The organism is Xanthomonas citri pv. mangiferaeindicae (assembly GCA_002240395.1).
In the GTDB taxonomy this organism is placed as follows: domain Bacteria; phylum Pseudomonadota; class Gammaproteobacteria; order Xanthomonadales; family Xanthomonadaceae; genus Luteimonas; species Luteimonas citri_A.
The window spans coordinates 1501382-1523979 of record CP016836.1; the positions used below are offsets into that span (position 1 = coordinate 1501382).

Sequence of the window (22598 nt, forward strand, 5' to 3'; positions counted from 1 at the left end):
CGCGGGGGCGCGTGCAACGCACGCGCCCCATGCCGTCTGCGCGATCTCAGCCCGAGATCGCGAGCCGCTCCTGACGGTAGCGCCACACCGCCAGGCCCCAGAACACCGCCACCAACGCGAGGCTGGCGAGCAGGTACACCGCCCAGACCTGCGGCGCGATCGGCTCGGCGCGGATGATCTTGAGCAGCAGCTGGTTCTGCGACAGGAACGGCACCGCGAACTGCCACAACTCGGTCTTGATCGGATTGATGATCAGCACGAACGTGGGAACCATCGGCAGCAGCATCAGCCAGACGATGTGGCTCTGCGCTTCCTTCATGCTCTTGGCCGCGGCTGCGAGGAACGTCAGCAGCGACGTGCCGATGAACAACATCGGCAGCAGCACCAGCAGCATCTTGCCGATCGCCGCCAGCCGGACGTCGAGCATGCGGGTCATGCCGGTGCCGATCTGGGCGCTGAGCTTGAATGCCAGCAATGTGAGCAGCAACGACAACAGGCCGATCACGCAGGCGGCGAGCATCTTGCCGCTGACGATCGCACCGCGTGCAGCCGGCGTGGCCAGCAGCGGCTCGATCGACTGCCGCTCGCGTTCGCCGGCGGTCGCATCGATGATCAGGTACGAGCCGCCGATGAAGCTCGACAGGATCAGCAGATACGGCAACAGCGCCGCGAGCAGCATGCCGCGCTTGGCCTCTTCGCTCGCCATGTCGCGCGTGCCCACCGCGATCGGCTGCACCACCGATGGGTCGATACCGCGTGCGAGCAGACGCAACGCACCGACCTGCTGCCCATAGCTGGCGATCGCCGCGCGCACCCGCGTGGCCGGTGTCTGCGCGTTGCGCTGGGTGCTGTCGCTGATGACCTCGACCGTGGCCGGCCGCCCGGCCTGCCAGTCCTCGGCGAACGAAGCCGGGATCTCGATCGCGACGTCGACGTCCTGTCGGGCGATGGCCGCATCGAGGTCGTCAGGCGCATCGACCGCGACGATGCCCAGCGTCGCCAGGTGCGCGACCAGGTTCGGCGCATGCGCCGCGCCCAGCACCGGGACTTCGAGAACGCGGTCCTGTTCGGTCTTGGCACGCTTTTCCATCATCACGTTCATGCCGGTCATCAGCACCGGATACAGCAGCGGGCCGAGCAGCAGCGCCATGAACAGCGTGCGCCGGTCGCGCCCGATGTCGAGCAGCTCCTTGCGCATCACACACCACACCCATCGCAGTGCGCTCATGCCAGCAGCCCCTCTTCCGAGCCGATCGCACGCACGAAGGCGTCCTCGAGGTTCTGCGTGCCGTAGCGCGCGCGCAGTTCGTCGGCGGTGCCGGCGGCCACTACGCGCCCCTTGGCGATGATGACGATGCGGTCGCACAGCGCGGCGACCTCTTGCATGATGTGGCTGGAGAAGATCACGCAGCGGCCCTCGTCGCGCAGCTTGAACAGGAATTCGCGCATCGCGCGGGTGGTCATCACATCCAGGCCATTGGTCGGCTCGTCGAGGATGACGTTGCGGGGGTCGTGCACCAAGGCGCGTGCGATCGCGGTCTTGGTGCGCTGGCCCTGGCTGAAGCCATCGGTCTGGCGGTCGAGGATCTCGCCCATGTCCAACTGGTCGCTCAGCGCCTGGGTGCGTGTGGCGATCTGGGCCTGGCTCATGCCGTGCAACTGGCCGAAGTAGTGGATGTTCTCGCGTGCGGTCAGCCGCTTGTAGACGCCGCGTGCGTCGGGCAGCACGCCCAGCACGCGACGCACGGCAGCCGGGTCGCGGCTCGCGTCGATGCCGTCCACCAGCACCTGGCCGCGGTCGGGCTTCATCAGCGTGTAGAGCATGCGCAGTGTCGTGGTCTTGCCGGCGCCGTTGGGACCGAGCAGGCCGGTGATGCGGCCGTCCTCGGCGACGAAGTCCACGCCGTCGACCGCCTGGACCAGGCCGGCCTTGGTCTTGAACGCCTTGTGCAATTGCTGGGCGGTGATCATCGATGAAGCTCCGAAAGGAAGAGGGGCATCGCGAAGCGCGGCACGATCATGGCGACCACCCGTTGAAGCTGGTGAACGGCGGCACCGGGCGCATCGCGTCCAAGCACTTGGCGTCGAGCGCCTTGGCATCGGTGGATTCGATGAACTGCGCGAGCAGCTTGGGCGCGCAGCCGAGCGCGAACGTGCCGTGCCCCTGGCCCTTGAACACCAGATGGCGTCCGTTCGGCAGGCCGGCGAGCACGCGCTCGGCGTAGGCAGGTGGCGTCACTGGATCGAGTTCGCCCGACATCAGCAGGGCCGGCACATCGGACTGCAGGGCCGCGGTGTGGTTGGCCGGCGGCGCGCCGATCGGCCAGGTGCGGCACGCGCCGAAGAACATGCGCGCGACACCGGGGCCGAGGATCGTATCGGCGACGCGCCCGTCCTCGCGGTAACGGCCTGCGTCTTCGGCGCAGATCACCGACCACTGCATGCCGCGCGTCATCTGGCCGTCGACGTTGCTGTACATCAGTTGCGACAGCGACATCAGCGGGCCGTAGCGGCCCTGCGCCGCTTCGTCGAGAATCAACGGCAGCAGCGACGCGGTCTGTGGCGCATACGAGAACAGGAACGCGAGGCCGGTCACCGTGTCCGGCGTGACCACGCCGTCGCGCTGCGCGCCGGTGGTCGGGTCGCGATAGGTCACCGGTGCGGGCGTCGTGTGCAGCGTCGACAGCACGCCGCGCAGCTGGGCCTGCAGATCGGTGGGAAAGCGTGCGCGGCATCCGGCGTCCTGAGCGCATTGCTTGGATTGCAGCGCCAGCGCGTCCTCGAAGGTGTGCGCGAACTCGCCGCCGACGACCAGGTCGTTCGGGGCCACGCCGTCGAGCACGATGCTGCGTGTGTGCTGCGGATACGCCATCGCATACTGCTGAGCGACGCGGGTGCCGTAGGACCCACCGACCAGGTTGATCCGATCGGCACCGAGCGCGGCGCGCACGGTGTCGAGGTCGCGAATCGCATTGGCAGTGGTGTAGAAACGCGGATCGGCGCGACCATCGAGGCCGGCCAGGCATCGCCCGACATAGGCGTCGAGCGCGGCGTCGTCGGGCGCGGTCAGCGCGTCGAGCTCCAGCGCCTGGCCATCGGCATCGGTGCAGGTCAGCGGGTTCGAACCGCCGGTCCCGCGCTGGTCGACCAGCACGATGTCGCGCTGACGGCGCACTTCGCGCAGGCCGGCATTGATCTGCGCGGCGAGTTCGGTCGCGGCCTGGCCCGGGCCGCCAGCGAGGAAGAACACTGGATCGGCGGTGCCGCCGTCCTTCGCATCGGCCGGCAGCCAGGCGATGTTGAGCGCGATGCGCCGGGCGTCGGGCGCATCGGGATTCTCGGGCACCTCGTAGGTGGCGCATTGCGCCTCGACCCGGGTTGCCGCATTGCCCCCGTCCAGCGTGCAGGCGTGGAAGGGGATCTGCCCGAACATTCGCTTCGGCCGGACGGCCTCGCCGTCTGCCGGTACCGGCGCGCCCCCGCTGCAGCCGGCAAGCGCGATGCCCGCGGCCAGCGTCAGCACGGAAAACCTCGATGTCCTCATGGAACGTCCTCGAACAGGAAAATGGATTCGATGGGCTCGGCGAACTCGCGTGCGATCCGGAACGCCAGCGGCAGGCTGGGGTCGTACTTTTCCGTCTCGATCGCGTTGATCGTCTGTCTCGACACTTCCAGACGTTCGCCCAGCTGTGCTTGTGACCAACCCCGTGCCTCGCGCAGCGCCCGCACCCGACTCTTCATGCCGACCCCTTACCGGTACCGCCGCGCGACGACCGATTTTGCGATGCCGTAGAGGCCGCACACCAGGGGGAACACCCACAGCATCGCGGCGCTTGCCGGCACGTCGATGACCTCCGCCGCCTGCAGGAAGCCGCCGGTCATGTAGCCGAAGGACACCAGCGCGGTGGCGATGCAGATCGCTTCGAGCTCGATACGCTGCTGCAGCTCGTCCACGCCGCGGATGAAGCGCAGCATCGCGCGCATCAGCAGAGCGATCGGCGCGACCGGCAGCAGCGCGATCAGCGCCCGCAGCGCCGGCGTCTCCACCGCGCGCAGCAACAGCAACGATGCGAACAGCAGCACCACATAGCTGACCATGCCGACCGTCATGTCGCGGATGTAGCGGCGCCGCAGGGCGGGCGGCGCATCCATGCAGCCGGACGCACCGCCGCGCATCGCGACCGCGCCGATCACCACCGCCGACAGCAGGATCAGCGCCGGTGCCCAGGCGGGGACTGCGGGCAGCAACAGACGCAGCGCGATCGCAGCGGCCATCAACATCGCGGCGACGGCCAGCAGCGGCTGGGTGTGTAAGGAACGGGTCATGGCGGTCTGCGCTGTCAAGTGTGCTTGACACTCAGCATGCGGCTGCCCCAAGCGCGGTGTCAAGCGTGCTTTACAAAGATGGCGCAAGCGATTGAGCGAGTGTCTCGAGCCGCTCGTCGAAGACCGTCCGGCTGGCCGCGTCCGGAATCCGGTCGGCCAGTGCGCGCGCCTGGGCCAGGTGCGTCGCCAGCGCGGTCGCATCGCCATCGAGCTGTGCGAGCTCGGCATCCAGCCACGCCCGGTAGGGCGAAAGATCCAGCAGCCCGCCTTCGCAGCGCGGACGCCAGGCCGCCAGCAAGGCCCGGTCGCCGACCAGCAACGCCGCATGGCTGGCCAGCGTGACGGCGATGGGGCCTTGCGACACCGTGGGCGCGGACGCGAACGCCACTGTCAACGCGACGGCGTCGGGCCAGGCGGTCGCGGCATCGCGCCGGTCGATCGCGCGCGACAGGCGCAGCATCCGTCCGCTCAGCGCCAGACCGTCGCTGGCGATCGAGGCCGGCAGTCCAGGGATGGACGCCTCGGGCCAGTCGCGCGGCCGCACGCCGGCCAGGCTCAACGCCATCAGCTGGTTGATCTGCAGGTGCAGCGCGGCGTCGGGTGTCCGGCGCAGCAGGTCCCACAGCCCCCGGCCATCCGATCGCCAGCCTGCGATGTGCATCGGCAGCAGGTTGCCCAGGCCCATCAGCGCGGCGGCGATCGCGCTGCCCAGACCGGCGGCCGCGAGCTGCACCGGCATGGGCAGCCACGTCGCACAGGCGAACAGCACCGCCGCGGTGACAAGATTGGCCATCGGCCCGCCGAGCAGGAAGATGGCCTGGTCGAGGCGCGACAGCCCGCGCTCGCCGCTTGGCAGCAATGCCGCAAACCCGCCGATGCCGCGGATTCCGCCGCCCCGCCGCCAGTGCCAGCGCGCGTCGCGTCGCTCCAAGCGGAATGGTCCTACGCCGAACGCGATCGCGTGCATGCCGCGCGACAGACCGCCCACTGCGTGGCCGGCCTCGTGCAGCACGATGTGCGGCCACACCGACAGCACAACGCCGAGCAGCAACGCCGTCATCGACCCAGGCGGCAGGGCGTCCAGCAGCGGGACGCCGATCATCGCCGCGCCCAGGCCGACCACGACACCGCCGACCATCCCGCCCAACGTCGGCAGCATGCGGCGCCAGCCGGGACGCTTGGGCGCCGGTGCATCGGGCGGAGGCGGCATCAGCGCCGCGATGTCCGCCTCGGCTGGCGTCGACAATCGAGCGTCCGGTGCTGACACGGCGGCCCCCGACCTACTTGCTGCTGACGTACTTCTCGCGCCGGATCCGCGGCACCGGCAGACCGAAGCCCTTCAGCGCCTCGAACGCCGCATCGACCATGTCCGGGTTCCCGCACAGGTAGGCGATGTCGTCGGCGTCGGGCGCGAACTCGCCGACGAACTGTTGCACGTAGCCGTGGCGCACGTCGGCATGCGCATGCGGGTCCCCGGGCGCCGGCAGCTCGCGCGAGAAGCACGGCACGAAGCGGAACTGCGGGTGCGCCTGCGCGAAGGCACGGAAATCGTCGCCGTACAGCAACTCGGCCGGCGTGCGTGCGCCCAGCAGCAGCACGACCTCCACGCCGCGCTCGGCGATCGCCCGTTCCAGCAGCGGCAGCATCGACCGGTACGGCGTCACGCCGGTGCCGGTACCGATCAGCAGGTAGCGACGGTTGCTGTCCTGCGGCAGCAGGCAGAACCGGCCGAACGGGCCACTGGCCTGGACGTGGTCGCCCAGCGCCAGGCCCTCGAACAGGGCCGTCGCCGCACCGCCGGGCACATAGCTGACCGCGATCTCGACCGCATCGCCCGGCCCCATCGCGTGATCGTGGATCGTCGCCAGCGAATACGAGCGCTTGGTCGGCGTGCCGTCGGCGTAGGCGAAATGCACCTGAATGAACTGGCCGGGCACGAAATCCAGCGGCTGGCCGTCGTCGCGAATGAACGACAGATGGGCGACGGTGGGCGCGATCATGCGCCGGCCGGTGAGCTTGAGCGGGAAATGCTGGATGGCCACGGGTCAACCGGATCGTAAGCGGAACGGACGCGCGTCCGCGCAACGGTGTATCGCGGGGCCGGGTGCGACCGGGCGCCTATACTAGCGTCTTCCGCCGAGGCCTCCCCCGGGCCGCCGGCATCGGACCCCTCGCACCCATGACTCCAAGCCGCCCCCTGCCGGCCGATGTGCCGGCGCTGTCCGTCCGTGAACTGCGCAAGACCTACGCCGGTGGCGTGGAGGCGCTCAAGGGCATCTCGCTCGATGTCGCGCCGGGCGATTTCCATGCCCTGCTCGGCCCCAACGGCGCGGGCAAGAGCACGCTGATCGGCATCGTCTCTTCGTTGGTCAACATGAGTGCGGGCAGCGTGGAGGTGTTCGGCGTGGACATCGTCCGCCAGCGCGACCAGGCCATGCGCCTGCTCGGCCTGGTGCCGCAGGAAATCAACTTCAACCTGTTCGAAAAGCCCTTCGACATCTTGGTCAACTATGCCGGCTTCTACGGCGTGCCGCGCCGCGAGGCCGCCGAGCGCGCCGAGGCCGAGCTGCGCGCCGCGCAGCTGTGGGACAAGGCGCATGTGATGAGCCGCACGCTGTCGGGCGGCATGAAGCGGCGGCTGATGATCGCCCGCGCGATGATGACCCGGCCCCGCTTGCTGATCCTCGACGAGCCGACGGCCGGCGTGGACATCGAGATCCGCCGTGGCATGTGGCGCGCACTGCGCGAGATCAACGCCGCGGGTACGACGATCATCCTGACCACGCACTACCTCGAGGAAGCCGAGTCGCTGTGCCGCAACCTGGCGATCATCGACCACGGCCGCATCGTCGAACAGGGACCGATCCGCGCGCTGCTCGCCCAGCTCGATGTCGAGGGCTTCATGCTCGACATCGATGGCACCTTGCCTGACGCATTGCCGGCGATCGACGGCGTGACGATCGCCGCACCCGACGCGCATACGCTCGATATCGACATGCCGCGCGCGATGGATCTCAACCGGGTGTTCGCCGCGCTCGATGCGGCCGGGTTGCGTGTGCGCTCGATGCGGACCAAGTCGAACCGACTGGAAGAACTGTTCGTGCGGCTGACCGCACGCGATGTGGGATCGGGGCATCAGGCGTCGTAGACGCCGGTCGCGCGCAGCGGCCTCCCCGCCCTTCCCCTCTTTCGACAGACGCCGAGCATGAGCACAGAAGCCACCACGACCGCCCGCAACCTGATCGCCCTGGGCACGATCGCCCGGCGCGAGATCGTGCGCATCCTGCGCATCTGGGCCCAGACCCTGGTGCCGCCCGCGATCACGATGACGCTGTACTTCCTGATCTTCGGCGGCCTGATCGGCGCGCGCATCGGCGACATGGGCGGCGTGTCCTACATGGACTTCATCGTGCCCGGCCTGGTGATGATGAGCGTGATCCAGAACAGCTACGGCAACATCTCCTCGAGCTTCTTCGGCGCGAAGTTCGGCCGCCATGTCGAGGAACTGCTGGTCAGCCCGATGCCCGGCTGGGTCGTGCTCGGCGGCTATGTGCTCGGCGCGGTTGTGCGCGGGGTTGCGGTCGGCGTGATCGTGCTCGGCATCGCGATGCTGTTCACCCACGTGCGCATCCCCCATCCGCTGGTCACGCTGAGCACGGTGCTGCTGGGCGCCACGATCTTCTCGCTGGCCGGCTTCATCAACGCGGTCTACGCCAAGAAGTTCGACGACGTCGCGATCGTGCCGACCTTCATCTTGACCCCGCTGACGTACCTGGGCGGCGTGTTCTACTCGGTCAAGCTGCTGCCCGACTGGGCCGAGGCCGCGACCCACGCCAACCCGATCTTCTACATGGTCAACGCCTTCCGCTATGGCCTGCTCGGCACCTCGGACATTCCGCTGACCGTGGCCTACACGCTGATGCTCGGCTTCGTGGTCGTGCTCACTGTGGTCGCGCTGACCCTGCTCAAGCGCGGGGTCGGCTTGCGCAGCTGACGCAAACCTGTGTCCGCGTCGCCGATCGCCATAGCGAACGCGATGGAGGCAACGGTTCGGCGGTCGCAGCGTTGCGCGCACCGCTAAGCTGGACGCGACACCCGTTCTTGCCAGGAGTCCCCCATGCGCATTCTCGTCCTCGGTGCCGGCGGCACCGGCGGCTATTTCGGCGGTCGGCTGGCCCAGGCCGGCGTCGATGTCACGTTCCTGGTGCGCCCTGCGCGCGCGGCGCAGCTCGCACATGAGGGCTTGCGCCTGCGCAGCCCGCTCGGCGATGCCGACCTCGCGGTCGCGCATGTCACCGCCGATGCGCTGCCTGCGCTCGCTGCGGCGCAGCCGTTCGATCTGGTCGTCCTCAGCTGCAAGGCCTACGATCTGGGGACCGCGATCGATGCGATCGCGCCGGCGGTCGGCGATGGCACGACCGTGATGCCGATCCTCAACGGGCTGCAACACTATGCCGCGCTCGATGCGCGCTTCGGCGCGGACCGGGTGCTCGGCGGCTTGTGCTTCATCAGCGCGGTCAAGGGCATGGAGGGCGAGGTCGTGCATCTGCCCTCGCCGCCGTCGTTGACGTTCGGCGAACGCGACCCGGCCCGCAACGGCAGCGCGCGCACCCAGACGCTCGCCGAGGCCTGCGCGCGCGCCGAGGGCTTCGAGGCCGTGCGCAGCGACGACTTCCTGCAGGCAGCGTGGAACAAGTTCAGCTTCCTCACCGCGATGGCTGCGGCGACCTGCCTGATGCGCGCCAGCATCGGCCGGATCGTCGCCAGCGACGAGGGCGCCGCCTTCATGGCCGCGCTGCACGATGAATGCCTCGCAGTCGCCGCCGCGCAGGGTCAGGCCATTCCGGCGCAGGCCGCCGAGCAGGCCCGCTCGCTGTTGACCCGTGCCGGCTCTGCGGCCACTGCGTCGATGCTGCGCGATCTCGAATCGGGCCAGGATGTCGAGGCGGCACAGATCGTCGGCGACATGCGGGCGCGGGCAATGGCGGCGAAGATTACAGCGCCGATGCTGCAGGCCGCCTGGGTGCACCTGCAGTGCTACCGCAGCCGCCGCGAGACCCCGGACACCCCGTGATGTGCGATCGCAGCCGTGCAGTCAGCCTGCCACACCCGCTCTGCTAGGCTCGAGACCTACCCGATCATGGAGATCCCCCGGATGCGGCCATTGCGTGTACGACTTCCCCTGGGCCTGGCCATCGCCGGCGCGCTCGCCCTCGCTGCCTGCGGCGACCGACAGGCCGACGGCGCGCCCGCGCAGACCGCGCCGGTCGAAGACACCCGCACCGTGCCCTCGGAGGCCGCGGCCGCCCAGCTCGAGGACGGCAGCGCACCGGTCGAGGCGCCGCTGACCGGCGACGCCGCGACGACGATGCTGACCCAGCTCGCCGGCCTCGGCGGTGCGATGCATGCGGCGGTCGAACTGTGCGATCCGAACATCCCGGCCGACCAATTGGCGCAGGCCAAGACCCGCCAGCAGCAGGAGTTCGTGAAGATGGGCGGCGATGCGGCGATGTTCGACCGCGAGTTCGCGTCAGCGCACGACAAGGTGCGCGCGCAGTACGAGAGCGCGACGCCGGCGCAGCAACAGCAGATGTGCGCCGAGCTCGAATCGATGGCCTCCTCGGGCCGGCGCCGGCCACCGAGTAGCGGACAACGCGCCGCGCGGGGCTACGGTCCCGCGGCAGCCGCGTCCAGATCGCCCGCGACGACGGTCGTGATCGCGTCGGGGTCGAGGTGCCGCGCCATCGCCGCGCGCACGGCCTCGGCGTCGAGCGCGCGCAGCCTGTCCTCGAACGTGGCCGAATAGGCCATGTTGCGCTCCAGGTAGAGATTGTCGTTGAGCGTGCCGGCCAGTTGCGCATCGCTCGCGCGCGCCGTGCGGCGCGCCAGCAGCAGGCCGTCGCGCGTCTGCGCCAGTTCGGTCTCGTCGATGCCATCGTTGAGCAGTCGACGCAGTTCCTCATCGAAGGCCTGCGCGACCTTGGCGATATTCTCCGGCGCGGCGATCGCCTGCGCCGAAAACGTGCCGACGGTATCGAACGCGCTGGCGCCGAAGCTCGAACTGACCCCATAGCTCAGGCCATCGCGCTGGCGGATGCGGTCGGCCAGCCGCGACTTCATGCCGCCGCTGCCGAACAGGTGGTTGCCCAGATACAACGCCGGATAATCCGGGTGATCCTGGCCCAGCGGCAGCGCCTGCTGCGCCAGGAATACGGCATTCGGCCGGTCGGGCGTGACCACGCGCAGCTGCGCCGCCGGCTGCGCTGCATACGGCGTGGGAATGCGCACGAACGGCGTCGCCGGGCGCCAGTCGCCGAACAGTGCTTCGAGCTGCGCACGTACCGCCTCGGCATCGACATCGCCGACGATCGCGATCGTCGTGCCCGGGCCCATGCCGTAGAACGCACGATGGAAGGCTGCCGCCTCGTCGCGCGTCGTCGCCTTGAGCCCATTGATGCGCTGCTCGAACGTACGCGCGTGGAAGGGATGGCCGGGCGGGAAGATGTCGAAGTGCTGCGCCATTGCCTGATTGGCCACCGCGCCCGGCTCGCTCATGCTGCCCTGGATGCCGGTGATCCACTGCGTGCGCAGCTGCGCGAACTCGTCTTCGGGGAAGGTCGGCCGGCGCAGCACGGTTGCGGTCAGATCGAGCAGATCGGCCAGGTGCGTCCGGTCGCTTGAGGCGGCGACGCTGACCGTGGTCGCGCCGCCACTGGCGCCCAATGTCGAGCGTAGTGCGGTGAGCCGGCGCGAGATCGCCGCACGGTCCAGATCGCCAGCGCCGCGCATCAGCATGCCGCCGGCCAGCATCGCCGCATCGGTGCGCCCGGTCAGCGTGTCCTCGCTGCCCAGGCGCAGGGTCATGCGCAGTTGTACTGCCTGGCCGCGGGTCGCCTTGTCGAGCACGGCGAGCCTGGCGCCATTGGACAGCGTCCAGGTCCGCGTGCGCGCGTCGATGGCCTTGGGTGTCGGATCGAAGGCCTCGCCGGCCGCGAGCGCCGGCCGGCCGACGAAATCGGCCAGCAGCGTCGCCGCGTCTGGCGCCTCGGGAATCTCGATGCGCTCGGGCGCGTCGGTCGGCACGAAGTGGCCGGTCGTGCGGTTGTCGCGGCGCAGGTAGGCGCGCGCCACGCGCTGCACGTCGGCCGCGGTCACCGCTCCCAGCCGGTCGCGCGCATGCAGCAGCAAGCGCCAGTCGCCCTGCGCAATTGCATCCGACAACGCCACGCCGACCGCATTGGGATCGCGCAGCGCGCGCTCGAAGCCGGCCAGCAGCCGTGCCCGCGCCTCGTCCACCTCGTCATCGGTGAACGGCGCCGGGTCTTGTTCGAGCACATCGAGCAGCCGTGCCTGCAGTGCCTCCAGGTCGCTGTCCGCTGGGGCCTCGACCACCACGCTGAGGTAGCCCGGCTCATCCAGGCTGTAGCCCGTAGCCGAGACCGAGGTCGCCAGGCCCAGTTCGACCAGGGCCCGGTGCAGCCGGCCGCTCGGCGCATGCCCGAGGACCTGCGCCAGTACCGCCAGCGCGCCGGCATCGGGATGCCGGCCGGCGGGAATGTGATAGCCCGCGGCCAGGTAGGGCGTGCGGCCGACGCGGCGCACCACGACGTGGCGTTCGCCATCCTGCGCCGGCTCGCGGGTGTAGGTGCGCGGCAGCGCGCTTGTCGGCTGCGGCAGCGCGCCGAAGTGCGCGGCCACCCGCTCAAGTGCGTGCGCGGGATCGAAATCGCCAGCGATCACCACCACCGCGTTGTCCGGCCGATACCAGGTGCGATAGAACGCCTGCAGCCGTTCGATCGGCATGCCCTCAATGTCGCTGCGCGCGCCGATCGTCGGATTGCCGTAGTTATGCCAGTCGTAGGCCGCCGACATCAGCCGCTGCACCAGCACCCGCACCGGGTTGTTCTCGCCGGCCTCCAGCTCGTTGCGGACCACGGTCATCTCGCTGTCGAGATCCGCACGCGCAATGCGCGAGGCGACCATGCGGTCGGCCTCCATGCCCAGCAGCCAGTCGAGCGTGGCCGGATCGCTGGAGAAGCTGGCGAAATAGTTGGTGCGGTCGAACCAGGTCGTGCCGTTGAAGCGGATGCCGCGCCGCTTCATCTCGCCGGGGATGTCGGGATGGGTCGGCGTGCCCTTGAACAGCAGGTGCTCGAGCAGGTGCGCCATGCCCGTTTCGCCGTAGCCCTCGTGGCGCGAGCCCACGCGGTAGGTCACGTTGACGGTGGTCACCGGCTTGCCGGGGTCGGGGAACAGCACCAGCTGCAGGCCATTGTCGAGGCGGTACTCGCTGATGCCCTCGGCGCTGTGCACCGGCGCATCGAGCTGCGGCGCCGCGATGGCCGGTGCGATGCCCGCGCACAGCAGCAGCGCGACCAGGCAGACACGGAGGCGGCGACGCATGCGGTTTCCCTTCGGACAAGTCGATCGCCGAAAATAGCAGATCGCATCCGCGCGCCCGGATGCCCCACGACGCCCGGAGCGCAACAGATGACGATCGATGTGCGGTATGCGGACGACTGGCTGGCGGTGGTCGACAAGCCCGCCGGCCTGATGGTCCACGACAGCGCGCTCGCGCGCGGCGAGCACGATTTTCTCGCCGACCGCCTGCGTCTGCAGTTCGGCCGGCCGCTGTTCCTGGTCCATCGGCTCGACCGCGCCACCAGCGGCTGCCTGTTGCTGGCGTTCGATCGCGAGACCGCCTCGGCGCTGGGCACGCAATGGATGGCGCGCAGCGTCGACAAGCACTACCTGGCCGTGTGCCGCGGCTGGCCGGAGGCCGATCTCGAAGTCGACCATCCGCTCGACGGTGGCCCCGGCAAGCCGTTGAAGAAGCCTGCGGTCACGCGCTTCACGCGGTTGGCGACCACCGAACTGGCGCTGCCGTCGGCGGGCTTTGCGACCTCGCGCTACGCCCTGCTGCGCGCCGAGCCGATGACCGGCCGCTTCCGGCAGATCCGCCGTCACCTCAAGCACCTCTCGCATCATCTGATCGGCGACACCAGCCACGGCGACGGCCGCCACAACCGCCATTTCCGCAGGCTCGGTATCCACCGCATGCTGCTGCACGCCGAACGCCTGCGCTTCACCCATCCGCACACCGGCGAACGCATGGACATCGCCGCGCCGCCCGGCGATGCATTCGCCAAGGCCCTGCTGCTGTTTCCCGGTCCACCGGCATGACGGGCTGTTGTCCCGCGAGCCCGCGTCGACACCCACCCTCTTACAATCGCTGACGATGTCCACGCCGCCCGCCATCCCCGAGTCCGAACTCGTCGAACGCTTCGTGCGTGCGAGCGGACCGGGTGGGCAGAACGTCAACAAGGTGTCGACCGCGGTCGAACTGCGCTTCGACATCGCCGGCTCGCCGTCGCTGCCCGACGCCGTGCGCGCCCGCCTGCTGGCGCGCCGCGACCGTCGCGTGACCGATGCCGGCGTGCTGGTCATCAGCGCCCAGCGCTTCCGCACCCAGGAGCGCAACCGCGAGGACGCCCGCGCGCGCCTGGCCGCGTTCGTGGCGACCGGTTACGAGGTGCCCAAACCGCGCGTCGCCACCCGCCCCACGCGCGGCGCCAAGGAACGTCGACTGGGTGCCAAACGCGAACGCAGTACCATCAAACGCGGTCGCGCCGGGCGCGACTGGGAATGACGCCCGCCGGAGCGGGCCTTCGCGCCGAGGACGCATGAGCACATCGAAGTACCCGTTTCTGATCCCCGTCCCGCCGCTCGCGCCGCGGGTCAAACCCAGCCGGCTCGCGCGCTGGATCGGGCGCAGCATCCTGCGCCTGGGCGGCTGGCGCATGGTCGGCGAACTGCCGAACATCCCGCGGCTGGTGCTCATCGGCGCCCCGCATTCGTCCAATTGGGACGGCGTCTGGGGCTTCGCAGCCAAGGCCGCGCTGGGCCTGGACATCCGCGTGCTCGGCAAGGATTCGCTGTTCCGCGTGCCGGTCCTGGGCTGGGCGCTGCGCGGCCTGGGCGTGATCCCGGTCGACCGCAGCCGTGCCTCGCGCGTGGTCGAACAGGCGGCCGCGGCGATCCACGGCGAGACCCCGTTCTGGTACGGCCTGGCCCCCGAAGGCACGCGCAAGCGCGTAGAGCGCTGGAAGACCGGCTTCTGGAAGATCGCCAAGGCCGCCAACGTGCCGATCCAAACCCTGTACTTCCACTATCCGGACAAGGTCATCGGCTTCGGCCCGCTGATCGAGCCGGGCGACGACCTCGATGCCGACATGGCCAGGATCCGCGCCTGGTACGCCCCGTGGATGGGCAAGAATCGCGGCACCGTCTGAGCGGTTCGCACTGCCCCACCCAACCCTCCCCCGCGCGCGGGGAGGGCTTCGAATCATCGCCCGCTCGAGTGCCCCGCCGCTTTCTCACCTTCCCCGCATGCGGGGAAGGTGGCGCCGCAGGCGCCGGGTGGGGCGACGCGGCCCACCTCACTCCTCCTCAGGCCACGGTGGCACCGGCTTGCTCTGCCCTGGCGTCAGCCCGCCCAAGTGCGCCAGCACCGCCGCGTACTCCGGGGTGCCTGGCCGATAGCGGATCTCGGTCTCGCCATGCGCCGTCCCGCCATCGAGTGGCGCGCGCAGCTGCAGCACCAGCGTGCCGTCCTCTTGCATGACCGCCGTCCCGATTGCCTCGGCCACCGTGCCCGCCGCCGGGGCCATCACCGGCGCCTCGGCCGCGCCCGCGGCCCCGGATGCGCCGCCGGTCAGCCCGGCCAGCACCCCCACGATCAGGCAGAGGGCCCATCTCGCCGGCGCGTCGTGCCGGAGGGACACGCGCAGAACACCCCACCCCGCCATCGCCCACCTGAACCGGCAAACCAACGGCACATTTCCAAGCTCTACCATTGGGCGCACCCTGCGCGGTTGGCGGGCCGCGTGCCGCGACCGACGCCGTCCCTGCGCTGTCCCCTAACGGAGTTCCCTCCATGTTGCATAAGCTGCTCCTGTCTTCCGCGATCGCGCTGGCGCTCACCGCCTGCGGCGACCGCCCTGCTGCCGAGTCCACGATGCCTGCTACTGATGCCTCCGCCGCGGCCGCGCCGGCCGACAACCCGCTGTTCGTCGCCAGCACGCTGCCGTTCCAGGCCCCGCCCTTCGACAAGCTCAAGGACGCCGATTACCAGCCGGCGATCGAAGAGGGCATGAAGCAGCACCTGGCCGAGATCCGCAAGATCGCCGACAACACCGAGGCGCCCACCTTCGAGAACACCATCGAAGCGATGGAGCGCAGTGGCGAACTGCTGACCCGCGCGGCCAACGTGTTTTTCATGCTCACCGGCGCCAACACCAACGATACCCTGCAGGCGGCCGAAGAGGCGTTGGCGCCCAAGCTCGCCGAGCACAGCGACGCCATCTACCTCGATCCCGCGCTGTTCGCCCGGGTCAAGACCCTGTACGACCAGCGCGACTCGCTGGGCCTCACGCCTGAACAGGCCACCGTGCTCGCCCACACGCACGACAACTTCGTGCGCGCCGGCGCATTGCTCAATGACGCCGACAAGGCCGAACTGCGCAAGCTCAACGCCGAGTCGTCCACGCTGTCGACCGCGTTCGGCAACAAGCTGCTGGCCGCCAGCAACGCCGGCGGCGTGTTCGTCACCGATGTGGCCGAACTCGACGGCCTCGACGCTGGCGCGATCGCCGCTGCGGCCGATGCCGCCAAGGCCGCCGGCAAGGATGGCCAGTGGCTGCTGAGCCTGCAGAACACCACCCAGCAGCCGGTGCTGGCCTCGCTGAAGAACCGGAGCTTGCGCGAGCGCGTGCTCGCCGCCTCCACCGGCCGCGCCGAGAAGGGCGATGCCAACGACACCCGCGCCACCATCCAGCGTCTGGCCGAACTGCGCGCGCGCCAGGCTCAGCTGCTCGGCTACCCCAACTACGCCGCCTACAGCATCGCCGACCAGATGGCGAAGACCCCGGAAGCCGCGCTCAAGCTGCTGACCGACACCGTACCGGCCGCCACTGCACGCGCACGTGCCGAACTGGCGAAGATCCAGGGCGTGGTCGACGCACAGAACGGCGGCTTCACCGCCGGCGCCGCCGACTGGGACTTCTATGCCGAGCAGGTCCGCAAGGCCGAATTCGACCTCGACGAAGCGCAGATCAAGCCCTACTTCGAGCTCGACCGCGTGCTCAACGACGGCGTGTTCTTCGCCGCCAACCAGCTTTACGGCATCACTGCCAAGGAGCGCAAGGACATCCCGGTCTATCACCCCGATGTGCGCGTGTTCGACATCATGGATGCCGACGGCAAGCAGCTCGCGCTGTTCTACCTCGACCCATTCAAGCGCGACAGCAAGCAGGGCGGCGCGTGGATGGGCAACTTCGTCGAGCAGAACGGCCTGACCGGCACCATCCCGGTCGTCTACAACGTCGAGAACTTCACCAAGCCCGCTGCCGGCCAGCCTGCGCTGCTGAGCTTCGACGACGTGACCACGCTGTTCCACGAGTTCGGCCACGCGCTGCATGGCTTCTTCTCCAACACCAAGTACCCCTCGGTCGCCGGCACCAACACCCCGCGCGATTTCGTCGAGTTTCCCTCGCAGTTCAACGAGCACTGGGCGCTGGATCCCAAGGTGTTCGCCAACTACGCCAAGCACCACGAGACCGGCGAAGCGATGCCGCAGGATCTGGTCGACCGGATCGTCAAGGCGCGCACGTTCAACCAGGGCTACGCGACCACCGAGTACCTCTCGGCCGCGCTGCTCGACCTTGCCTGGCACACGCTGCCGGCCGGCGAGGCCAAGCAGGACGTCGATGCGTTCGAGAAGCAGGCGCTCGAGAAGTACAAGGTCGACCTCGCCGCCGTGCCGCCGCGCTACCGCACCAGCTACTTCAGCCACATCTGGGGCGGCGGCTACGCGGCGGGCTACTACGCCTACTTCGGCGCCGAAGTCCTCGACCACGACGCCTTCCAGTGGTTCCGCGAGAACGGCGGCCTGACCCGCGAAAACGGCCAGACCTTCCGCGACAAGATCCTGTCGATCGGACACTCGCGTGACCTCGCCACCGCCTACCGCGAATTCCGTGGCAAGGACCCGAGCGTCGAGCCGCTGTTGGAGCATCGCGGGCTGAAGTGAGCCACGTCGCGCGCTGCGGCGCATGACATGCAACACCGAGCAGGGCGGCCTTCGGGCCGCCCCGTTTTCGTTTGCAGGGGATGCGTCTCGTGCTGTGTCGGCAGACACGCCCCGCCATCGCCCGCCTATCGTCAGACACAGCGGGGTCGACACTCCACGCAGAACCCGACCGATAGCACGCGCCCGCACGGCGCCCCATACTCGACGTAATGCCCTGCCCGTGGGCGAATGCCGCCCGAATGCGCGGCGCCGCAAGGAGCAACCGCCGATGCGTCGTAATCCAGTCTTCCGTGTCGCTCTGAGTCTCATGTTGGCGGTAGGGACGTCGCAGGCACAACCGCCGCCCGAACGCGGGACGCAGGTCGAGCATGGGGATGTGGCGTTGCCGCCCGAGCTGGCACGCGTGCTACGCGATTACGAACAGGCATGGCGCGCCGGCGATGCCGTGGCGCTCGCCGCACTGTTCGCCGAGGACGGCTTCGTGCTGCAAAGCAATCGCCCGCCTGTCCGCGGCCACGCCGCCATCCAGGCCGCATACGCAGGCCAGGGCGGTGGGCCTTTACGGCTACGCGCGCTCGCGTTTGCCGCCGAAGACACTATCGCCTACATCGTCGGCGCGTACGGTTACGGCGATGCGCCCAGCGACACAGGCAAGTTCACGCTCACGCTGACACGCGAAGCCGGGGCACCGTGGCGGATCGCCTCGGACATGGACAACTCGAATGCGCCACCGCAACGCGCACAAGGCTCGAATCCGCCCTCGCCCACGCCACAGCAGCCCACCGAGCCGTGAGCTTGCCCCCGCAACCGATCGCGCCTACGTCGCGTGCGTAGCGTGAGAATGTGTGCGAGTGCGGACAGATAAACCAAAGTCTGCATCTCGCTCCGATGGCTCTGCACATGGCGACGCGTCATACTCCGCGAAACGCGCTGTAGGCCGCGGGTAGGTGCGGCGCCAGCAATCCGGCAGCTTTGAGGAAGAAGCAATATGGCGGAAACACATGGAATTCTAGCCTGGACGCTGGTTTCCGAATGCCCGATCCCTGGGGATGTGAACGATCTTTTGGTGACCGGCGAGACCGCGATTGCCGCATATAAGACGTTTCGGGATGCGGCCATCTTCACCAATAAGCGTCTTATCGTCAGGGATGCACAAGGATTGTCCGGGAAGAAAGTCGAGATCTACTCGCTTCCTTACGCGTCTATCTTCATGTGGTCTTCTGAGAATGGACATGGCATCTTCAACTTCAATTCGGAGATCGAGCTCTGGACGAAAGCGGGTCGCATCAAGGTGAACCTCCACAAGGGCCTTGACGTGCGTCGGCTAGATAAGCTCATCGCTGAGGCAGTGCTGCGGGACACGCAGGCCTAGAAGGCCATTCGATGCGATGCCTCTTCGCGAACTCGATCTATGCAGGCGCAACCGCACTGCGAGGCAACTTGGATGAAGGAGCCGATGTCCGATCGATCCCATGACGGCCTCTTCGTTACGAAAGAGACATTGAGTGCACCGAGCTTCTACATTCGCCCTTCTGGCATGTCCACGCGCACCTTGCAGCCGGCTTGCTCCCCTGCGCTCGCCCTATCTCTCGGCATCACGCCGATCTGGCGACGCTGACGCGTAATGCATTGATCCTTTAAAGCAATATCTTTCGAGCGCGCGAGACTGGGGCTAGACTTTTAAGTTGATATCGTTTTGCGGCACATCTCGATTCAGTGCGCAGCATCGGGGGCAAGTCGATGGCCGGTAAGAGCAAGAAGGACAAGATGGCTCGCGAGGTCGGCATCTTTATGCAGCAGTATCAGCGTAAGGCGCAGCGCCACACCGAGCCGAATGATCGTTGTTATGACCGTAAGCTGGAGTATCGGCTCAAGCGGCTGCCTCCAGAAGAACTGAGCGACTTGCTGTCGGGGGAGGGGGCGATGATGAGTAGAGAAAATTAACCCCGAAAGTCTTTAGACCGGTGCCCCTTCATAGTGCGACTCAACGCAAGCATCAGGACGTATGCCTAGATCACGAATGACGGTTAAAGCGATCTCGGATGCCGAGGCGGCTGTTGCTGAGCGTGCGCTCACCATTGCAGCAACGGAGGCATCTGCTCTAGACCTGATCGGGCAGACGAGCGCAGATCAGAACCACAGCTGCGCATGGAGACATGCTGTCATGTCCTGGAAACACTTCGCTTATGTTGCTGCGGTCTGTCTTTCGATCGCGCTGTCGGCGGCGGGATGTAGACCGTCCAGTCCCGAGGCGGAAACTGCGATCTCAACGCCTGGAGGCGATCCCGCGGCCGCCCTTGTGCAGCGCTTCGAGATGGGCGCGGGACTTGAAAGCCTTGCGAACCGGGCGGCGGGTGCGACGACGACGTTCGCCACGCTGGCGCAGCAGCATGGCGTCGCGAAGGCCAAGCAATGGGTGGCCGGCGAGATTTCGAAGCTGGTTCCTGCCTACCAGGCGCGGTGGGATCGGAATCTGGCGACGATCTATGCCAAGCACTTCACCGCAGACGAGCTTCGTTCCCTCGCGACACAGGGGACGCGTTCGCCCCACGCCGCCAAGTTTCGCTCCACGCAGGCGACCGTCGCGGCCGAAATGCAGGAGGCTTCAAGCCCGCTTCTGCAGCAGTTGGTGACCGAAGCATTACGCAACGTGCTTCAGCGATAGGCGGTGCGTGCCTGCTTGATCGTGCGGCGCCGAATGGCGAGCCCGGCTTCATGCCCGAATTCGAAACCGGGGTCAGAGTGCAATTTCGTGCACCGCGTCGCCATGGGTGTACGCAATCCTCAAATGTCGTGTCCGAACATGGCGAGCGTCATTTCAGTTCGACGCCCATGCTCCGCGCTCCTTCGAGACAGTGGAGACACGCATGCAACGCTTGCCCGGCAAGGTCGCGCTTATCACCGGCGCCAGTTCCGGCATCGGCCAGTCCGCGGCGCACTTGTTCGCACGCGAGGGCGCCTGCGTGGTGTTGGCTGCTCGTCGCGATGCACGGCTGCGGACCATCGCGACGCAGATCGTGGACGCCGGCGGCCAGGCTGCGTGGCTGGCCGGTGACGTACGTGAAGAAGCCTACGCCCAGGCGCTGGTCGCGCTGGCGACCTCACGCTTTGGCGGCCTGGACATCGCGTTCAACAACGCCGGCACGCTCGGAGCGCTGGTCCCGACCCCGCAGCTTGAGGCGCAGGCGTGGCGCGAGGCGCTCGACATCAATCTCAGCGGTGCGTTCTTCGGCGCCAAGCACCAGATTCCGGCAATGCTGGCGCGCGGGGGTGGGTCGCTGATCTTCACTTCCACCTTCGTCGGCCACACCGTCGGCTTCCCCTGTACCGCCGCGTATGCCGCCAGCAAGGCCGGCCTGATCGGTCTGACCCGGGCGCTGGCCGCTGAGTTCGGTCCGCGGGCGATCCGGGTCAACGCGTTGCTGCCCGGCGGTACCCACACGCCAATGGCCGAGGAGATGAACGGCACACCAGAGGCATTGGCTCAGGTCGCGCAACTGCACGCACTCAAACGGATCGCGCAGCCCGAGGAGCTTGCACACGCTGCGCTGTTCCTGGCTTCTGACGAGGCGGCGTTCATGACGGGCAGCGTGATGCTGGTCGATGGCGGCATATCGATCAACCGGAGTTGAACCATAGGCGCATGGCGCACGTGTCCGGTCCGGCAATTCCGTGGTCGCACCCGGGCCCGACTCGACATCGTGCAGTCTTGCGACTGCGCGCCCCGAGGTCATTGAACCAGCGCTTTTGGCCGGGCCTAAGATGGACGCATCTATCAGCACATCGAAAGTGAAATCGCGCATGCGCAAGCTCGAGAACGAAGCGGTCTACCGTGATTACATCGCCTGCCTCAACGCGCGAGATTGGGATCGGCTTGGACAGTTCGTTCATGACGATGTCCGCCATAACGGTAAACTACTGGGGCTCGGTGGGTATCGCGCGATGCTCGAAGGCGATCACGCGCAGATTCCGGACCTCCACTTCCAGATCGAGAGGCTGATCGCCGATCCGCAGCAGGTGGCGTGCAGGCTCCGGTTCGACGTGACGCCACGCGGCGCGTTCCTGGGTCTGCCGGTGAACGGCCGACGGGTCACGTTCTGCGAGCACGCGCTGTATGCGCTCCGGGACCAGAAGATCCAAGAAGTCTGGTCGATCATCGACAAGGCCGCGATCGAGGCCCAGCTCTGAAACCAGGGTCAGCGTGCAATTGTTGGCGGCGCCCGCGTTCGTGCGCGCGGGCGACCGCCTCAATCCGTCGCGGCGGGGTGTCCCGCCTGGGCCACGCGCACGACCGTGTCGCGTAACCAGGTGTGCGCGGGGTCGCGCTCCCGGCGTTGATGCCAGATCAGGTCGAAGTCGAACCGGGCAATCGCCAGTGGCGGCGCGAAGATGCGCAGGCGCGGGTCGGTAGCGATCGAGTCGAGATTGTGCCGGGCGACGGTCAGGATCAGATCGGTGCCGGCGATCAGGTCGTTGGCCACGCCCCAGTGCGGCAGGGTCATCGCGACTCGCCTGCGCAGGCCGTCGCGCGCGAGGGCACGGTCGATCTCGTTGTCGCTCTCCGCGCGCAGGGCGACCAGCACATGCGGGCGTGCCAGCCAGGCCTCGCGATCGAGCGTGCCGCTGGCCGGCAAGGTCGAGGCATCGGCCAGGCAGGCGAAGTCTTCAACGAAAAGTGTGTGCGCACGCACCGCGTCTGGATGGCGCCCGGGAAAGACGCCCAGCGCCATCTCGATCTCGCCGTCGATGACGTCGGCCAGCATCGATTCGCGGCTGGCCTGGCTGACGACGAGGTCGATCCCCGGTGCCTGGCTGCGCAGCGTGCGCGCCAGCCCCGGCAGCAGCACGCGCGCGCCGTAGTCCGACATCGTGAGGCGAAATGTCCGCTGCGCGGAAGACGGGTCGAACGTCGGCGGGTCGAGCAGCGCGCCCAGCTGCTCGAGTGCCTCGGTCAACGGCTGCATCAAGGCGCTTGCCCGCGCGGTCAGCTCGAGCTTGCCGGCGCGCCGGACCAGTAGCGGGTCGTCGAACAGCCGGCGCAGGTGCGCCAATGCGTGGCTCACCGCCGGCTGGCTTCTGTGCAGGCGCAACGCCGCACGGGAGATGTGCCGCTCCGACAGCAGCGCATGCAGGGTGACCAGAAGGTTGAGATCCATCCGTCTCAAGTTATTCATAGCGCGAA

Annotated in this window: 23 protein-coding genes; 13 read left to right on the forward strand and 10 right to left on the reverse strand. The window is 68.2% G+C overall.

Annotation, left to right across the window (positions count from 1 at the left end; translation table 11 throughout):
* Positions 1-46 precede the first annotated feature (46 nt).
* From BEN78_06465 to BEN78_06495, 7 genes are all read right to left on the reverse strand, one after another.
* Positions 47-1228: a sodium ABC transporter permease gene (locus BEN78_06465; protein ASR43076.1), complete on the reverse strand. Its 1182-nt coding sequence runs from the start codon at positions 1226-1228 to the stop codon at positions 47-49.
* On the reverse strand, positions 1225-1971 hold the full coding sequence (locus BEN78_06470) for an ABC transporter ATP-binding protein (protein ID ASR43077.1): 747 nt from the start codon (positions 1969-1971) through the stop codon (positions 1225-1227). The genes BEN78_06465 and BEN78_06470 overlap by 4 nt, the downstream gene beginning before the upstream one ends.
* 46 nt (positions 1972-2017) lie before the next feature.
* Complete coding sequence (locus BEN78_06475; protein ID ASR43078.1) at positions 2018-3544, reverse strand: cysteine protease; 1527 nt, start codon at positions 3542-3544, stop codon at positions 2018-2020.
* Positions 3541-3741 carry a transcriptional regulator gene (locus BEN78_06480; GenBank protein ASR43079.1) on the reverse strand — a complete coding sequence of 67 codons (201 nt, stop codon included), beginning with the start codon at positions 3739-3741 and terminating at the stop codon, positions 3541-3543. Before BEN78_06480 ends, BEN78_06475 begins: the two co-directional genes overlap by 4 nt.
* A gap of 9 nt (positions 3742-3750) precedes the next feature.
* Positions 3751-4326 carry a hypothetical protein gene (locus BEN78_06485; protein ASR43080.1) on the reverse strand — a complete coding sequence of 192 codons (576 nt, stop codon included), beginning with the start codon at positions 4324-4326 and terminating at the stop codon, positions 3751-3753.
* A 70-nt stretch (positions 4327-4396) separates the two neighbouring features.
* Positions 4397-5572 (reverse strand): hypothetical protein, encoded by a 1176-nt coding sequence (locus tag BEN78_06490; GenBank protein ID ASR43081.1) that lies wholly within the window; start codon positions 5570-5572, stop codon positions 4397-4399.
* 34 nt (positions 5573-5606) lie between these two features.
* Entirely contained in the window at positions 5607-6368 is a 762-nt protein-coding gene (locus BEN78_06495; GenBank protein ASR43082.1) for a ferredoxin--NADP(+) reductase, read from the reverse strand.
* Between the two features lie 137 nt (positions 6369-6505).
* Between BEN78_06495 and BEN78_06500 the strand changes: the two genes are divergently transcribed.
* The 3 genes from BEN78_06500 to BEN78_06510 all read left to right on the forward strand — a co-directional run bounded on the left by BEN78_06500 (position 6506) and on the right by BEN78_06510 (position 9400).
* On the forward strand, positions 6506-7474 hold the full coding sequence (locus BEN78_06500; GenBank protein ASR43083.1) for an ABC transporter: 969 nt from the start codon (positions 6506-6508) through the stop codon (positions 7472-7474).
* 57 nt (positions 7475-7531) lie between these two features.
* Positions 7532-8320, forward strand: a complete 789-nt coding sequence (locus tag BEN78_06505; GenBank protein ASR43084.1) for an ABC transporter permease — start codon at positions 7532-7534, stop codon at positions 8318-8320.
* Between the two features lie 123 nt (positions 8321-8443).
* The gene (locus BEN78_06510; GenBank protein ID ASR43085.1) at positions 8444-9400 is read left to right on the forward strand and encodes a 2-dehydropantoate 2-reductase; all 957 of its coding nucleotides are present in this window, start codon (positions 8444-8446) and stop codon (positions 9398-9400) included.
* 593 nt (positions 9401-9993) lie between these two features.
* Here BEN78_06510 and BEN78_06515 read toward each other — a convergent pair.
* Positions 9994-12771 carry a peptidase M16 gene (locus BEN78_06515; protein ID ASR44962.1) on the reverse strand — a complete coding sequence of 926 codons (2778 nt, stop codon included), beginning with the start codon at positions 12769-12771 and terminating at the stop codon, positions 9994-9996.
* A 45-nt stretch (positions 12772-12816) separates the two neighbouring features.
* Between BEN78_06515 and BEN78_06520 the strand changes: the two genes are divergently transcribed.
* The 3 genes from BEN78_06520 to BEN78_06530 are packed head-to-tail and all read left to right on the forward strand — an operon-like array spanning position 12817 to position 14618.
* Complete coding sequence (locus BEN78_06520; protein ASR43086.1) at positions 12817-13509, forward strand: pseudouridylate synthase; 693 nt, start codon at positions 12817-12819, stop codon at positions 13507-13509.
* A 55-nt stretch (positions 13510-13564) separates the two neighbouring features.
* Positions 13565-13975 (forward strand): peptidyl-tRNA hydrolase, encoded by a 411-nt coding sequence (locus tag BEN78_06525; protein ASR43087.1) that lies wholly within the window; start codon positions 13565-13567, stop codon positions 13973-13975.
* 34 nt (positions 13976-14009) lie between these two features.
* Positions 14010-14618: an acyltransferase gene (locus BEN78_06530; GenBank protein ID ASR43088.1), complete on the forward strand. Its 609-nt coding sequence runs from the start codon at positions 14010-14012 to the stop codon at positions 14616-14618.
* Between the two features lie 147 nt (positions 14619-14765).
* On the opposite strand, the gene BEN78_06535 is transcribed toward BEN78_06530, so the two are convergent.
* Entirely contained in the window at positions 14766-15134 is a 369-nt protein-coding gene (locus BEN78_06535) for a hypothetical protein (protein ID ASR43089.1), read from the reverse strand.
* Positions 15135-15262: 128 nt separating this feature from the next.
* Between BEN78_06535 and BEN78_06540 the strand changes: the two genes are divergently transcribed.
* The 7 genes from BEN78_06540 to BEN78_06570 all read left to right on the forward strand — a co-directional run bounded on the left by BEN78_06540 (position 15263) and on the right by BEN78_06570 (position 21604).
* Complete coding sequence (locus BEN78_06540; protein ASR43090.1) at positions 15263-17416, forward strand: dipeptidyl carboxypeptidase II; 2154 nt, start codon at positions 15263-15265, stop codon at positions 17414-17416.
* 376 nt (positions 17417-17792) lie between these two features.
* Positions 17793-18209 (forward strand): DUF4440 domain-containing protein, encoded by a 417-nt coding sequence (locus tag BEN78_06545; protein ID ASR44963.1) that lies wholly within the window; start codon positions 17793-17795, stop codon positions 18207-18209.
* A 195-nt stretch (positions 18210-18404) separates the two neighbouring features.
* A complete protein-coding gene (locus BEN78_06550; protein ID ASR43091.1) occupies positions 18405-18788 on the forward strand; it encodes a hypothetical protein in 384 nt (127 codons plus the stop codon).
* Positions 18789-19156: 368 nt separating this feature from the next.
* Positions 19157-19360, forward strand: a complete 204-nt coding sequence (locus BEN78_06555) for a hypothetical protein (protein ASR43092.1) — start codon at positions 19157-19159, stop codon at positions 19358-19360.
* A gap of 370 nt (positions 19361-19730) precedes the next feature.
* A complete protein-coding gene (locus BEN78_06560) occupies positions 19731-20081 on the forward strand; it encodes a hypothetical protein (GenBank protein ID ASR43093.1) in 351 nt (116 codons plus the stop codon).
* A gap of 202 nt (positions 20082-20283) precedes the next feature.
* The gene (locus tag BEN78_06565; protein ID ASR43094.1) at positions 20284-21048 is read left to right on the forward strand and encodes a short-chain dehydrogenase; all 765 of its coding nucleotides are present in this window, start codon (positions 20284-20286) and stop codon (positions 21046-21048) included.
* A gap of 169 nt (positions 21049-21217) precedes the next feature.
* The gene (locus BEN78_06570; GenBank protein ID ASR43095.1) at positions 21218-21604 is read left to right on the forward strand and encodes an ester cyclase; all 387 of its coding nucleotides are present in this window, start codon (positions 21218-21220) and stop codon (positions 21602-21604) included.
* 59 nt (positions 21605-21663) lie between these two features.
* Here the strand turns inward: BEN78_06570 and BEN78_06575 are convergent, their stop codons facing one another.
* Positions 21664-22590, reverse strand: a complete 927-nt coding sequence (locus BEN78_06575) for a LysR family transcriptional regulator (protein ID ASR43096.1) — start codon at positions 22588-22590, stop codon at positions 21664-21666.
* Positions 22591-22598: the final 8 nt, after the last annotated feature.

Coding starts and splice junctions, on each gene's coding strand:
- BEN78_06465 (ASR43076.1), bottom strand. CDS start 1,228: ATGAGCGCACTGCGATGGGTGTGGTGTGTGATGCGCAAGGAGCTGCTC.
- BEN78_06470 (ASR43077.1), bottom strand. CDS start 1,971: ATGATCACCGCCCAGCAATTGCACAAGGCGTTCAAGACCAAGGCCGGC.
- BEN78_06475 (ASR43078.1), bottom strand. CDS start 3,544: ATGAGGACATCGAGGTTTTCCGTGCTGACGCTGGCCGCGGGCATCGCG.
- BEN78_06480 (ASR43079.1), bottom strand. CDS start 3,741: ATGAAGAGTCGGGTGCGGGCGCTGCGCGAGGCACGGGGTTGGTCACAA.
- BEN78_06485 (ASR43080.1), bottom strand. CDS start 4,326: ATGACCCGTTCCTTACACACCCAGCCGCTGCTGGCCGTCGCCGCGATG.
- BEN78_06500 (ASR43083.1), top strand. CDS start 6,506: ATGACTCCAAGCCGCCCCCTGCCGGCCGATGTGCCGGCGCTGTCCGTC.
- BEN78_06505 (ASR43084.1), top strand. CDS start 7,532: ATGAGCACAGAAGCCACCACGACCGCCCGCAACCTGATCGCCCTGGGC.
- BEN78_06510 (ASR43085.1), top strand. CDS start 8,444: ATGCGCATTCTCGTCCTCGGTGCCGGCGGCACCGGCGGCTATTTCGGC.
- BEN78_06520 (ASR43086.1), top strand. CDS start 12,817: ATGACGATCGATGTGCGGTATGCGGACGACTGGCTGGCGGTGGTCGAC.
- BEN78_06525 (ASR43087.1), top strand. CDS start 13,565: ATGTCCACGCCGCCCGCCATCCCCGAGTCCGAACTCGTCGAACGCTTC.
- BEN78_06530 (ASR43088.1), top strand. CDS start 14,010: ATGAGCACATCGAAGTACCCGTTTCTGATCCCCGTCCCGCCGCTCGCG.
- BEN78_06535 (ASR43089.1), bottom strand. CDS start 15,134: ATGGCGGGGTGGGGTGTTCTGCGCGTGTCCCTCCGGCACGACGCGCCG.
- BEN78_06540 (ASR43090.1), top strand. CDS start 15,263: ATGTTGCATAAGCTGCTCCTGTCTTCCGCGATCGCGCTGGCGCTCACC.
- BEN78_06550 (ASR43091.1), top strand. CDS start 18,405: ATGGCGGAAACACATGGAATTCTAGCCTGGACGCTGGTTTCCGAATGC.
- BEN78_06555 (ASR43092.1), top strand. CDS start 19,157: ATGGCCGGTAAGAGCAAGAAGGACAAGATGGCTCGCGAGGTCGGCATC.
- BEN78_06560 (ASR43093.1), top strand. CDS start 19,731: ATGGGCGCGGGACTTGAAAGCCTTGCGAACCGGGCGGCGGGTGCGACG.
- BEN78_06565 (ASR43094.1), top strand. CDS start 20,284: ATGCAACGCTTGCCCGGCAAGGTCGCGCTTATCACCGGCGCCAGTTCC.
- BEN78_06570 (ASR43095.1), top strand. CDS start 21,218: ATGCGCAAGCTCGAGAACGAAGCGGTCTACCGTGATTACATCGCCTGC.
- BEN78_06575 (ASR43096.1), bottom strand. CDS start 22,590: ATGAATAACTTGAGACGGATGGATCTCAACCTTCTGGTCACCCTGCAT.